This window comes from Stagnihabitans lacustris, from assembly GCF_025950525.1.
Lineage (GTDB): Bacteria > Pseudomonadota > Alphaproteobacteria > Rhodobacterales > Rhodobacteraceae > Stagnihabitans.
In genome coordinates this window covers 365,256-377,483 of record NZ_JAPDGS010000003.1, presented here as the reverse complement: position 1 = coordinate 377,483, position 12,228 = coordinate 365,256, and the positions used below count along the sequence as shown (strand labels likewise).

The following is a 12,228-nucleotide window of genomic DNA, read 5'->3' as shown; positions in this document are numbered from 1 at the left end:
GGGGCGAGCCCCCCGGCGCTCACCGCAGCCCCGCCGCCCGAAGCATCTGGTTCGCCGCATCCTCGGCCAGCCTCTCGCGCCCGGCGCCCTGGATCGGCACCCGGCCCGGCTCCAGCATCAGCGGCGCGGCCAAAGGTGAGACCCTGTCCAACCGCACCAAGTCCACCCGGTCGCCGACGCGGTCCAACAGCGCCTCGATCCGGCCAAAGTCGACCAGCCCCCGCATCGCCTCTTCGCGGGTGATCTCCAGCAGCAGGTGCCCCGGGTCAAACCGCCGCAGCGTGTCGTAAAGGATATCGCTGGAAAACGTCGCCTGCCGCCCCGATTTGCGCCGCCCCTGGTGGCTGCGCTCGATCAGCCCCGCGATGATCGCCGTCGACCGGAAGGTCCGCTTCATCACCGCATTGCCGGCAAGCCAGGTCTCCAGCCCGGCGCGCAGCCTGTCGCGGTCCAACTCCAGCGCCGTCACCTTCTCCAGCCCCCAGATCAGCGTGGCATAATCGGTGGCCACAAAGCCCAGAGGCGCAAGGCCGCGCTCTTCCATCTCTTTGGTCAGCAACAGCCCCAGCGTCTGCTGTGCATTGCGCCCGGCAAAGCCATAGACACACAGGTGTTCGCGCCCGTCATGGGGAAAGCTTTCCATCAAAAGCCGCCCCGGTTCGGGCAGGCGGCTGACCTCGCGCTGCAGGTTCAGCCAGTCGGCGGTGTGATGCGGCAGGTCCCAACCCTCCTGAAACATCCGCAAGATACGCTCCGACAACTGGGTCGAGGTCGCGAACTTGGTCCCGTTGAAGACCGCCACCTTGGGCGGCCGCCCGGGGTCGCGTGTCACTTCCACCGTCATCTCGCGCAACCCGTGAAACCGCACGACCTCGCCGCCAATCAAGAAGGTATCCCCGGGCGTCAGGGTGGCGGCAAAGGCCTCTTCGATCTCGCCCAAAGGCGCACCACGACCGCGCAGCGAGACCTTCAGGGTCTCGACCTCGATGATCGTGCCCAGGTTCTGCCGGATCACCGAGGCCGTCCGCGGATCGCGCAGGGTCCAAAGCCCGCCGCGCAGCATCAGCCTTTGCCAGCGGTCATAGGCCCGCAAGGCATAGCCCCCGGTGGCCACGAAATCGAGGCAAGCATCAAACTCGGCCCGCGTCAGATCGTGATAGGCCCCGACCGAGGCGACCTCGGCGTAAAGCGCATCCGCCGCAAAGCCCGCCGCGCAGGCCGTGGCCAGGATATGCTGGCACAGCACATCGCGCGGCCCCCGGCCCCGCGGCTCGCCGTCCAGATCGCGCGCCTTGACCGCATCCAGCGCGGCCTTGCACTCGACGACCTCCATCCGGTTGGCGGGCACCAAAAGCGCCTTGGACGGCGCGTTATAGCGGTGGTTCGCCCGCCCGATCCGCTGCACCAGCCGCTTGACGTTCTTGGGCGCGCCGACCTGGATCACCAGATCGACATCGCCCCAGTCGATGCCAAGGTCCAGCGACCCGGTGCAAACCACCGCCCGCAAGGCGCCAGCCGCCATCGCGGCCTCGACCCTTTCGCGCTGCTCACGCGACAGGGACCCGTGGTGGATGCCGATCGGCAGGTCGGTGTCATTGGCCATCCACAGGTTGCGGAAAAAGATCTCCGCCTGCGCCCGTGTGTTGTGAAAGATCAGCGTCGTCCGGTGGCGCTTGACCTGTTCCAGGATCGCCGGAATGGCATAGCGCCCGCCGCCGCCCGCCCAAGGGGGGGCGCCCGCCTCCAGCATGGCGATGTCCGGATCGGGCCCCGGATCGGCCAGCAGAACCCCGGTCCCCGCCCCCAGCCAATCGGCCAGCGCGGCAGGGTCCTCGACCGTGGCCGAAAGCCCGACCCGCCGCAGACCCGGACACAGGGCCTCCAGCCGCGCCAGTTGCAACATCAGCTGATCGCCGCGCTTGCTTTCGGCAAGGGCGTGGATCTCGTCGACGATCACCCGTTGCAGGCCGGCAAAAATCCGCGGCGCATCCTCATAGGTCAAGAGCAGCGCCAGGCTCTCTGGCGTGGTCAACAGGATATGCGGCGGGTCCGCCCTTTGCCGCCGCCGCGCGGTATAGCCGGTGTCCCCGGTCCGATCCTCGACCCGGATCGCAAGCTCCGCCCCCTCCACCGGTCGCCCCAGATTGCGCCGGATGTCCGAAGTCAGGGCCTTCAGCGGCGAGATATACAGCGTGTGCAACCCCTTGCCCGGGCTGACCCCCAGTTCCGCCAGCGTCGGCAGAAACCCCGCGAGCGTCTTGCCCCCGCCGGTCGGTGCGATCAACAGCGTGGACCGCGCGCCCGCCCGCGCCAGCATCTCGCGCTGATGCGGATGCAAAGCCCACCCCTGGGCCGCGAACCACTTTGAAAGCTGCACAGGCAATTCCATCGCCCCAAGATAAGCCCCCCCGCGGCCAAGTCCATGGCCCGCCACGGTCATCCCTTCGGTAAATGATCCCCGGCTTTCATACGGGCCCAAATACGCCCGTCTGCCCCTTTCATACTGACCCAAATATTCCCGGGGGAGGTCTGGAGGGGCCGGCAGCCCCTCCAGCGGCGTCACCAGATGTCGCGTTCAGGATTGCAGAGCCCCGCCCCAAAGGATAACGCCAGCTCATGCGTATTCTTTTCCTCGGCGATGTCGTCGGCAAAACCGGGCGGGTGGGCATCACCGACCGCCTTCCCAAGCTCCGCACTGATTGGGGCCTCGATTTCGTCGTGGTCAACGGCGAGAACGCGTCCAATGGCGCCGGTCTTACGGCGGAACATGCCAAGGGCATCCTGGCCGCCGGGGCCGATTGCGTCACCTTGGGCGACCATGCCTTCGACCAAAAGGACATGATGCAGTTCATCGAAACCGAACCGCGCATCATCCGGCCCCTGAACTTCTCGAAAATCGCCCCCGGCCGGGGCGCCAAGGTCTTTGAGGCCACACAGGGCCGCCGCGTGCTGGTCACGCAGGCCTTGGGTCAGGTCTTCATGAAGCGCCCCTTCGATGACCCCTTTTCCGCCGTCTCCGAGGTCTTGAAAACCCACGGCGGCGGGGTTCAGGCCGCCATCGTGGAAATCCACGCCGAGGCCACCTCCGAGAAAATGGCGATGGGGCATTGGGTCGACGGCCAGGCCTCCCTTGTCGTGGGCACGCATACCCATGTCGCCACCGCCGATGCCATGATCCTGAACAAGGGCACCGCTTACCTCACCGATGCCGGCATGTGCGGCGATTACGACAGCGTCATCGGGATGCAAAAGCTGGAACCCCTGCGGCGGTTCATCACCGGCATGGCCTCGGGCCGGTTCGAGCCTGCCGAGGGCGAGGCCACCCTTTCCGGCGTCTATGTCGAAACCGACGACAAGACCGGCCGCGCCACGCGGATCGAGATGGTCCGCCAAGGCGGCAAGCTGAAGCAGTCCGGGCCACTATGAGCCACTCCGTCAAGGAAGTGGCCCTCGTCCTCGGCCTTGGCGCCGGTTGGGGACTGACGCAACCCCTGGGCAAGATCGCCACATCCACCGGCCATCCGGCCTTTGGCCTGGTCTTCTGGCAACTTGTCACCTGCATCCTGGTGCTGGGCGCCATCACCCTGGCCCGAGGTCGCGGCACCGGCTGGACCCGCGCGCATTTGCCGTTTTTCGTCGTCGTGGCGCTTTTGGGCACGGTGATCCCGAACTTCACCTTCTATACCTCGGCGGCCCAGCTGCCTTCGGGGATCATGTCGATCATCATCTCGACCATCCCGCTGATCGCCTTTCCGATCAACCTGGCGCTGCGGATGGACCATTTCGACACCAAGCGCGCCCTTGGCCTGGCGCTTGGCCTGACCGGCGTGCTGATGATCGCCCTGCCGCAAAGCTCCTTGCCCGACCGCGCCATGCTGGCCTTTTTGCCCATCGCGATGATCGGGCCTTTGTGCTATGCGCTGGAAAACACCTATGTCGCCCGTTACGGCCTTGGCGGCCTGGATGCGATTTCGGCCATGCTGGGGGTGTCCCTGGTGGCCTCGGTCATGGTGGGCGCGCTGATGCTGGCCACGGATCAGGCCTATATCCCCGGCGCCACCTGGCCCGATGCGGCGCTTGCCATCTCCTCTGCCCTGCATGGCCTGCTTTACGCGACCTTCGTCTGGCTGGCGGCAAGGACCGGAGCCGTCTTTGCCAGCCAGTCGTCTTATGTCACCACAGTGTCCGGCGTCACCTTTGCCATGATCCTGCTGGATGAACGCCCCTCGTCCTGGATCTGGGCCGCCATGGTGGTGCTTTTGGCCGGGATGACCCTGGTGAAACCGCGGAAACAGACGGTTTCCGCTTAAGACGACCGGTTTTGTAGAATATTCTTGTCGCTGACCTAGAATCACGGCTATCCCTATCGTGATAAGTCGGAGGTGGCCATGTTCGGTCTGGAAATCGCATCTGCATGGCATCCTTGGGTGGCCTTGGCCATCATGGCGGTGATGTTCGCCCTGTTCATCCGCGAGACCTTTCCGATGGAGGTCGTGGCCATCGGCGGCGCGGCCACCATGCTGATCACCGGACTTCTGCCGGTGTCAGAGGCCGGGGCGGTCCTGTCGAACTCGGCCCCCTGGACGATTGCGCTGATGTTCATGGTCATGGGCGGCCTTGTGCGCACCGGCGCGGTCGAGATGGTGATCGGCCTGGCCGAATCCCGGGTCGAACAAAGCCCCAGGCTGACCGTCCTTGTGCTGTTCTCGTTTATCGCCGTGGCATCGGCCTTCATGAACAACACGCCTTTGGTCGCGGTGATGATCCCGGTGGTCATCCAGATCGCGGCGAAACTCGGCAAGGCGCCGTCGAAATTCCTGATCCCCTTGTCACATATGACGGTGATGGGGGGGATGATCACGCTGATCGGCACCTCGACCAATATCCTGGTCGATGGCGTGGCCACCAAAGAGGGCATGGCGCCCTTTACCCTGTTCGAACTCGCGCCCCTGGGCCTGGCCATCACCCTGATCGGCGGCATCTATATGCTGATCGCGGCGCCGCGCCTGTTGCCCGACCGTCAGTCGATGACCGCCCTGATGGGCGACCGCAAAAAGCGCAAATATTTCACCGAAGTGGCGATCCCCGAGGATTCGGTGCTGATCGGCAAGCGCGTGCTGGATGTCCAGCAGTTCAAGCGCAACGGCGTGCGGGTGATCGACGTGTTGCGCGGCGATGCCAGCCTGCGGCGCAACCTGGCCCCCGTCGTGCTGGAACAAGGCGACCGCGTCGTTCTGCGCACCGAGATGTCCGAACTGCTGGAGATGCAGAATCGCACCGACATGCGCATCGCCGACAAGCTGTCCTCGGTCGAAACCGACACGGTCGAGGTTCTGATCACCCCCGGCTGTCACATGGTGGGCCGGACGCTTGGCGCGCTGCGGTTGCGGCGGCGCTATGGCGTCTATCCGCTGGCGCTGCACCGCAAGGACAAGAACATCGGCCGCCAGATGGACGATGTCGAGGTCAAGGTGGGCGATACGCTGCTTCTGGAGGGCACGTCCGAGGACATCAAGCGGTTGGCGGTGGATATGGAGATGGTCGATATCTCTCGCCCCTCGGCCCGGGCCTATCGCCGCACCAAGGCGCCGATTGCGATTGGGGCGCTGGCCTTTGTGATCCTGCTTTCGTCCTTTGACATGGCGCCGATCCAGATCCTCGCCTTTCTGGCGGTGGGGATCATCCTTGTCACCCGCTGCATCGACAGCGACGAGGCTTTGGGCTTTGTCGATGGCCGGTTGATGGCGATGATCTTTGCCATGCTGGCGGTGGGGGCGGGTCTGGATGCCTCGGGCGGGGTCGAGATGATCGTGACGGCGGTCAAACCCTGGATGGAGGGGCTGTCGCCCTTCATGCTGATCCTGGCGATTTACCTGATGGGCCTGATCCTGACCGAGTTCCTGTCGAACAATGCGGTGGCGGTGATTTATACGCCCATCGCGATAGAGCTGGCGAACCAGTTGGGCGTCGACCCAAGGCCCTTCGTCGTGGCGGTGATGTTCTCGGCCACCTTGGCCTTTGCGACGCCGATTGGCTACCAGACCAACATGATGGTCTATGGCCCGGGCGGGTATAAGTTCCTGGACTTCACCCGGATCGGAGTTCCGTTGAACATCATCACCTGGCTGGTGGCCTCGGCCCTGATCCCGCTGATCTGGCCGCTGTATCCCGTGCTGGCGCCCTGATTTCGCCGGAATCGTCGGGCAATCTGGCGCGATTAACTGCCCCGGATTGCCCGATGACCAACCCTGTTGCCCTTCTGATCGACGCCGACAATGTGCCGGCCGCGCGCTACCCTGAAATCCTGGCCCAGGCCAAGGCGCGTGGCGAGGTCGTCATCCGTCGCGCCTTTCTGGATGCCACGCGCTGCGCCGAGTGGAGCCAGGTCCCCGGCCTGCGCCTCGCCCATGCCGGATCGGCCAAGAATGCCGCCGACCTGTTGATGACGGTCGAGGCGATGGAACTGGCCCTGCATGGCAAGGTGGAACACTTTGTATTGGCAAGTTCGGATGGGGATTTCAGCCATCTGGCGCTGCGGTTGCGGGAATATGGGCTGGAGGTCCATGGCATAGGAGAGACCCGCGCTCCCGCCCGCTTTCGCGAGGCTTGCACGGGGTTTCACGAGCTGGCGGCGGTAAAGCCGGTGGTTGCGCAGGTTCCGCCAAAGATGGAGAAGCCTGCCAAGCCGCCCGCTCCCATCGTCGAGCCGACCAAGGCGCCCCCACCGCCACGAAATTGCAGCCAAGTCGATCTTGAGCGCGAGGTTTGCCAGCTGATCGCGGAAAAGGGCGGCCGTTTGCCCTTGAACCAGATCCAGGCCGAGATTCTTCGGCGGACGGGAGTGACGATCTCGACCCGCCCCGAGAAAAACTGGCGCGCCTATCTCACGGCGCATCCCAAGCTGTTTGCGCTCGACCCGAAGGGCCCCGAGGCCTGTGTGCGTCGTCTTTCCTGACCCCAGACTTGCGGCCCCCATGGCGTCTGGTGTAAGGGGCTTCAACTTCTGAAAGAGGATCGGTGTCATGTCGGGACATTCCAAATGGTCGACCATCAAGCACAAAAAGGGCAGAACTGACGCGGCGCGCTCCAAGACGTTTTCCAAGCTTAGCAAGGAAATCACCGTCTCGGCCAAGATGGGGATGCCCGATCCGGACATGAACCCGCGGCTGCGGCTGGCGGTCAAGGCGGCCAAGGCGGTCTCGATGCCCAAGGACGTGATCGACCGCGCGATCAAGAAATCCCAGATGGGCGATGCGGCGGATTACGCGGAAATCCGCTATGAAGGCTATGGCGTGAACGGCATCGCCATCATCGTCGAGGCCCTGACCGACAACCTGAACCGCACCGCCAGCAATGTGCGCAGCTATTTCAGCAAATGCGGCGGGAACATGGGTCAGACCGGGTCGGTCAGCCATGGCTTCGACCGGATGGGCGAGATTTCCTATCCGGCGGCGGCGGGCTCGGCGGATGATGTGATGATGGCGGCCCTGGATGCTGGCGCCGATGACGTCGAAAGCGACGAAGAAGGCCATTGGATCTATTGCAAGGTCGAAGAGCTGAACGCCGTCTCGGAGGCCTTGGAAAAGGCCCTGGGCGAGTCGCTGGAGGCCAAGTTCATCTGGAAGCCGCAGGTCCTGACCACGGTGGACCTGGAAACCGCGCAAAAGCTGATGCGTCTGGTGGATCTGTTGGAAGAGGATGACGACGTGCAAAGCGTCACCCACAACTTCGACGTCCCCGACGAGGTCGCAGCCCAGCTGTAAGATCCGGGGGCGCATGGAAAGGCCCGGACTTGTGGAACAGACCACAGGTCCGGGCCTTTCCATGCGCGGGGGGCCCTGCCGACGGACAGCGCGTGTCAGGCTGGCAAAGGTCGCCCCGCCGACTGAAAATTCGGGACAAGGTCTTCACGTGCGCCGCGGCGCTCCGGGCTTGACCCAGAGCCTGCTGGGTCAAGGCCTGCTGGGTCAAAAAGCGCGGCTGTGTCCGACCAAGCGATCCCGGACCGGATCGGCGTTTCGATCCTAGCCAAAGCGCCATTCGGTGACTTGGGTGACGTCCTCGCCCGGGCCAAGGTCGATGGAGGGGAAGCCCGCGTGGTTGGGGGCATCGGGCCAGGCCTGAGCCTCGATGGCCAGACCCTCGTGGAAACCCCGCCCCGGACGCGCCGCATTGCGGGCATCATAGACCTGGATGCCGGATTCGGTCGTGGCCACGGTCAGGGTCAGGCCCGAAGCGCCCCTCAGCCACAGCACGTCGCGCAGCGGCTGGCGCCCGCCCGACAAGCAAAAGTTCGTGTCCAGCACGGTATCGGCAGGCGTCACCACGCGACCGCGGCGGAAGTCCATGGCGCCCGCGACCGGAGCGATTTCGCCGGTGGGGGTGAAGTCCTCGGTCGTCGGCAAATAGTGGTTGGCCGCGATGCGCAGGCTGTGGCCGGCCCAGGTTTCCGACCCGTCCAGGTTCCAATACGAATGGTTGGCCGCGTTGAACAGCGTCGCCTTGTCGGTGGAGGCCGTGACCTCCATCCGCAGCGCGGGCCCCGGCCCGATCGACAGCCGCGCGCGGATATGCCGGTTGCCGGGAAAGCCGCCCTCTCCATCGGGCAGACGCAGGCCCAGGGTCACATGGGTCTCGGTCAGCTGCTCCACCGTCCAGACCTTGTGCTGGCCCCCCGCCGCCCCGCCATGCAGCGTGTGCTTGCCCGCCTGGTTCGGCTCGAACGCATGTTCGACCCCGGCGATCCGGGCCCGCGCGCCCGACAGGCGATTGACGACCGGCACCACAAGGGACCCGTGGTGGCGCATCTTGCCCTCATAGTCCGTCAGGCTTTCGGACCCCAGGGTCAGGTCATGGCCCACACCCTCCAGCCGCACGGACTGCAGCGTCACGCCCTTGGTCAGGAAGGCCGCCGTCAGCCCATGGGCCTGCAGGGTGATCTTGTCCACGGCCACTCCGGCGGCGGTGGTTCCGAAAGGCGTCTGGGTGATCATCGGGGCTCTCCTTTGCCCCTTAGTCCCCCGCGCCCGCCTTCCGGTCAAGCCTTAGCGGCAAGTGGCGATGCCATCGGCCAGCCGTGTCATCAGAGTGGCCCAAGCGCCGGGCACCGGGTCAAGGTCGGACCCCACCGGGTCCAGCGCCGGACCCATCTGCGCCCCGGTCGCCGCCAACAGCGCCGGGTCATGCTGCGCCTCGGGGAAAAGGCAGGCGACCTCACCCTTGGCCACCCGGTCCTGAAGCGCCGCAACCGAGGCCGCGCCGGGGTCATGCGCCTCGCCCGAGGCCAGACCGCCCTGATAGGGCAGCGCGTAACTGGTGGCGAAATAGCCATAGGCGTCGTGCCAGGTGACAAAGGGCTTCAGCCCGACCAGCTGCGCCTTCAGCCGCGCATCCAGCGCATCGACCTGCGTCTGGGCCTGTGCGGCATTGGCGGCATAGGTCGCGGCATGTGCGGGGTCGATTTCGGACAGGCGGGCGGCGATCAGGCCAAGCCAGGCCTTTGCCACAGCGGGCGACAGCCAGGCATGGGGGTTCACGCCGCCGTCCGCATAATCCTGCGTCTGGGTTTCGGCCAACAGGCCCAGCTTGGGGACATCGACCGCCTCCAGCGCATGACCAAGCTCATGGGTCAGGTCCTCGCCCACCCAGACCACCAGCCCCGCGCCCGAGATGGCGCCCATCTGGCTGGGCTTCAAGGCCAGCTCGTGTTCGTCGCCGCCCTTGTCCAAAAGGACCATCGGCGCCCCAAGGTCGCCCATGACCTGCGCCACAAGCGACCCCACCGGCGGGATATCGGTGACGACCGAGGGGACTTCGGCAAAAGCGGGGGAGGCAAAGGCGGGGGAGGTGCAGAGCAGAAAGGGGAGAAGGCGCTTCATGGGGGTTTTCACCGGATCAGGAATGTTATACTGTAACGTTGATAGAATGTGATACTATAACATGTCAAGGCCCTGATGCACGACACTTGCCCCGGTTGCCAGACCCCCGGCCTGGCCTTTGCCCCCCATGACCACGCGCGCTGTGCGGGCGATGTCATGGCCTTGGCCGAAACCCATCTGAAGGCCGCGGGTCAGCGCCTGACCCCGGTCCGCCGCCGCACGCTGGAAATCCTGCTGGAGACCCATCGCGCTCTGGGGGCCTATGACGTGCTGGAACGCCTTGCCGCCGAGGGCTATGGCCGCCAGCCGCCCGTGGCCTACCGCGCGCTGGAGTTCCTGGAGGAACATGGCCTAGCCCATCGCATCCGCCGCCTGAACGCCTTCACCGCCTGTATGCATCCGGCTGAAACCCATGCCCCGGTCTTCCTGATCTGCAGCGTCTGTCATTCCGTGGCCGAGGCCGATGGCGGCGCGGTCTTTGGTGCCCTGACCCAGGCGGCGGGCAGCTTTGCGGTCGAACGCGCCACGGTCGAGGCGCTTGGCCTGTGCCCCGCGTGTCAGGGGGGCGCCGATGCTGCTTGAGGCGCGGGGATTGGCGGTGACACTTGGCGGGACCAAGGTCCTGACCGGGGTGGATTTCACGATCCAGGAGGGCGAGATCGTCACGGTCCTGGGGCCGAATGGGTCGGGCAAAAGCACGCTGATGCGGGCGCTGTTGGGGATGATTGCGGCCGAGGGCCGGGTGACGCGCAAGCCGGGGCTGCGGGTGGGCTATGTGCCGCAGAAGCTGGCGCTGGATGCGTCCTTGCCGATGACGGTGCGGCGGTTTCTGTCGCTGCCGGTGCGGGTGGCGGACACCGAGGCCCAGGCCGCGCTGACCCGCGTCGGCATGGAGGGCATGGGCGCGCGGCCCCTGTCCGGCCTGTCCGGCGGGCAGTTGCAACGCGTGATGCTGGCGCGGGCTTTGTTGGGCGATCCGCAGCTTTTGGTGCTGGACGAGCCGACCTCGGGGCTGGACCAACCCGGAGAAGCGGCGTTTTACCGCCTGATCGCCGAGGTTCGGGCGCAGACCGGGACTGCGGTGCTGATGGTCAGCCATGACCTGCATGTGGTGATGGCGGCCAGCGACCGGGTGATCTGCCTGAACCACCACATCTGCTGCGAGGGGACGCCGCGCGTGGTCTCTGCCGCGCCGGAATACCGGGCGCTGTTCGGGCTTGGGACCCAAGGCGCGCTGGCCCTGTATCAGCACCGGCATGACCACAGCCACGACCACCCTGGGCACGACCATCATGGACATGACCACGGCGATCATGGGCACGGGGGGCACGACCATCCGGTCGAGGCCCCGGGTCAAGCCCGGGGCGGCGCAGAGCTTGGGGCCACAGGCCATTCCGATGCGGCAAAAGGGGCGCGCGATGCTTCCTGATTTCCTGATCCGGGCGGGCCTTGCGGGGCTTGGCCTGACATTGGCGACCGGGCCTTTGGGGTCCTTTGTCCTGTGGCGCCGCATGGCCTATTTCGGCGATGCCACGGCCCATGCCTCGATCCTGGGGGTGGCCTTGGCCCTGGCCTTTGGCCTGCCGGTGGGGCTGGGAACGCTGACGGTTGCGGTGGCCATGGCGCTGACCGTGGCCACTCTGTCGGCGCGGGGCTGGGCGGTGGACACGACGCTGGGGGTGCTGGCCCATGGCGCGCTGGCCGTGGGGCTTGTGGCGATTTCCTTCGTCAAGGGCGTGAATGTCAGTCTGGAAAGCTATCTGTTCGGCGATATCCTGGCTGTGACCTGGGGCGATGTCGCTGCGGTCTGGGCGGGCTCTGTCGCGGTGCTGGCGCTGTTGGTCTGGCGCTGGCAGGGGCTTTTGACCTCTACGCTGGACCCGGACCTGGCCCGGGCCTCTGGCATCGACCCCGACCGCGAGCGTCTGTGGCTGACCCTTGCGCTGGCCGTGGTGATCGCCGTGGCGATCAAGCTGGTGGGGGCGCTGCTGATCGCGGCCATGCTGGTGATCCCCGCCGCCAGCGCCCGCGCGCTGTCGCGTGGGCCAGAGCAGATGGCGGCGCTGGCCTCGGCGCTGGGGGCCTTGGCGGTGGTGGCGGGGCTTGCGCTGTCGCTGTCCCAAGACACCCCCGCCGGGCCGTCGATTGCGGCGCTGGCGGCAGCGACCTTTGCCCTGGCCGCCCTCTTCCGCCACAAAGGCTGAAACGGGGGGCTGAGAGGGGCATGGGGAGCGGGGTGGGTGGGCGGGAGCTCCCCATGCCCCTCTCACAGGTCGGTTTTTACGCCCCATGTCGTTTTTCGCCGGGTCCCGTCGCGCTGACTTGCCCAAGGCCCGCCGCATCAGGCACA

General features: G+C 66.0%; 11 protein-coding genes. 8 read left to right on the top strand and 3 right to left on the bottom strand.

Going from position 1 to position 12,228, the window contains the following annotated elements; genetic code table 11:
* Positions 1 to 19: 19 nt before the first annotated feature.
* Complete coding sequence (locus NX862_RS10295) at positions 20 to 2,389, bottom strand: ligase-associated DNA damage response DEXH box helicase (RefSeq protein WP_264493819.1); 2,370 nt, start codon at positions 2,387 to 2,389, stop codon at positions 20 to 22.
* 227 nt (positions 2,390 to 2,616) lie between these two features.
* On the opposite strand from NX862_RS10295, the gene NX862_RS10290 reads away from it, so the two are divergent.
* The 5 genes from NX862_RS10290 to NX862_RS10270 all read left to right on the top strand — a co-directional run bounded on the left by NX862_RS10290 (position 2,617) and on the right by NX862_RS10270 (position 7,763).
* Positions 2,617 to 3,426 carry a TIGR00282 family metallophosphoesterase gene (locus NX862_RS10290; RefSeq protein ID WP_264493818.1) on the top strand — a complete coding sequence of 270 codons (810 nt, stop codon included), beginning with the start codon at positions 2,617 to 2,619 and terminating at the stop codon, positions 3,424 to 3,426.
* The gene (locus NX862_RS10285; RefSeq protein ID WP_264493817.1) at positions 3,423 to 4,310 is read left to right on the top strand and encodes a DMT family transporter; all 888 of its coding nucleotides are present in this window, start codon (positions 3,423 to 3,425) and stop codon (positions 4,308 to 4,310) included. Before NX862_RS10290 ends, NX862_RS10285 begins: the two co-directional genes overlap by 4 nt.
* A gap of 78 nt (positions 4,311 to 4,388) precedes the next feature.
* A complete protein-coding gene (locus NX862_RS10280) occupies positions 4,389 to 6,185 on the top strand; it encodes an SLC13 family permease (RefSeq protein ID WP_264493816.1) in 1,797 nt (598 codons plus the stop codon).
* A gap of 53 nt (positions 6,186 to 6,238) precedes the next feature.
* The gene (locus NX862_RS10275; RefSeq protein ID WP_264493815.1) at positions 6,239 to 6,955 is read left to right on the top strand and encodes an NYN domain-containing protein; all 717 of its coding nucleotides are present in this window, start codon (positions 6,239 to 6,241) and stop codon (positions 6,953 to 6,955) included.
* A gap of 67 nt (positions 6,956 to 7,022) precedes the next feature.
* Positions 7,023 to 7,763: a YebC/PmpR family DNA-binding transcriptional regulator gene (locus NX862_RS10270; RefSeq protein WP_264493814.1), complete on the top strand. Its 741-nt coding sequence runs from the start codon at positions 7,023 to 7,025 to the stop codon at positions 7,761 to 7,763.
* A 261-nt stretch (positions 7,764 to 8,024) separates the two neighbouring features.
* Here NX862_RS10270 and NX862_RS10265 read toward each other — a convergent pair whose 3' ends face one another.
* A complete protein-coding gene (locus NX862_RS10265) occupies positions 8,025 to 8,993 on the bottom strand; it encodes an aldose epimerase family protein (protein WP_264493813.1) in 969 nt (322 codons plus the stop codon).
* A gap of 51 nt (positions 8,994 to 9,044) precedes the next feature.
* The gene (locus NX862_RS10260; protein ID WP_264493812.1) at positions 9,045 to 9,878 is read right to left on the bottom strand and encodes a zinc ABC transporter substrate-binding protein; all 834 of its coding nucleotides are present in this window, start codon (positions 9,876 to 9,878) and stop codon (positions 9,045 to 9,047) included.
* 75 nt (positions 9,879 to 9,953) lie between these two features.
* Here NX862_RS10260 and NX862_RS10255 point away from each other — a divergent pair, with 75 nt between their 5' ends.
* Genes NX862_RS10255 through NX862_RS10245 form a run of 3 tightly spaced genes read left to right on the top strand, consistent with a single transcriptional unit; the run spans position 9,954 to position 12,082 of the window.
* Positions 9,954 to 10,460, top strand: a complete 507-nt coding sequence (locus NX862_RS10255; RefSeq protein WP_264493811.1) for a Fur family transcriptional regulator — start codon at positions 9,954 to 9,956, stop codon at positions 10,458 to 10,460.
* On the top strand, positions 10,450 to 11,307 hold the full coding sequence (locus NX862_RS10250) for a metal ABC transporter ATP-binding protein (RefSeq protein ID WP_264493810.1): 858 nt from the start codon (positions 10,450 to 10,452) through the stop codon (positions 11,305 to 11,307). Before NX862_RS10255 ends, NX862_RS10250 begins: the two co-directional genes overlap by 11 nt.
* Positions 11,297 to 12,082, top strand: a complete 786-nt coding sequence (locus NX862_RS10245) for a metal ABC transporter permease (RefSeq protein WP_264493809.1) — start codon at positions 11,297 to 11,299, stop codon at positions 12,080 to 12,082. The genes NX862_RS10250 and NX862_RS10245 overlap by 11 nt, the downstream gene beginning before the upstream one ends.
* The last annotated feature ends 146 nt before the right edge of the window (positions 12,083 to 12,228 follow it).

Coding starts and splice junctions, on each gene's coding strand:
- NX862_RS10260 (WP_264493812.1), bottom strand. CDS start 9,878: ATGAAGCGCCTTCTCCCCTTTCTGCTCTGCACCTCCCCCGCCTTTGCC.
- NX862_RS10255 (WP_264493811.1), top strand. CDS start 9,954: ATGCACGACACTTGCCCCGGTTGCCAGACCCCCGGCCTGGCCTTTGCC.
- NX862_RS10265 (WP_264493813.1), bottom strand. CDS start 8,993: ATGATCACCCAGACGCCTTTCGGAACCACCGCCGCCGGAGTGGCCGTG.
- NX862_RS10290 (WP_264493818.1), top strand. CDS start 2,617: ATGCGTATTCTTTTCCTCGGCGATGTCGTCGGCAAAACCGGGCGGGTG.
- NX862_RS10280 (WP_264493816.1), top strand. CDS start 4,389: ATGTTCGGTCTGGAAATCGCATCTGCATGGCATCCTTGGGTGGCCTTG.
- NX862_RS10275 (WP_264493815.1), top strand. CDS start 6,239: ATGACCAACCCTGTTGCCCTTCTGATCGACGCCGACAATGTGCCGGCC.
- NX862_RS10250 (WP_264493810.1), top strand. CDS start 10,450: ATGCTGCTTGAGGCGCGGGGATTGGCGGTGACACTTGGCGGGACCAAG.
- NX862_RS10295 (WP_264493819.1), bottom strand. CDS start 2,389: ATGGAATTGCCTGTGCAGCTTTCAAAGTGGTTCGCGGCCCAGGGGTGG.
- NX862_RS10285 (WP_264493817.1), top strand. CDS start 3,423: ATGAGCCACTCCGTCAAGGAAGTGGCCCTCGTCCTCGGCCTTGGCGCC.
- NX862_RS10245 (WP_264493809.1), top strand. CDS start 11,297: ATGCTTCCTGATTTCCTGATCCGGGCGGGCCTTGCGGGGCTTGGCCTG.
- NX862_RS10270 (WP_264493814.1), top strand. CDS start 7,023: ATGTCGGGACATTCCAAATGGTCGACCATCAAGCACAAAAAGGGCAGA.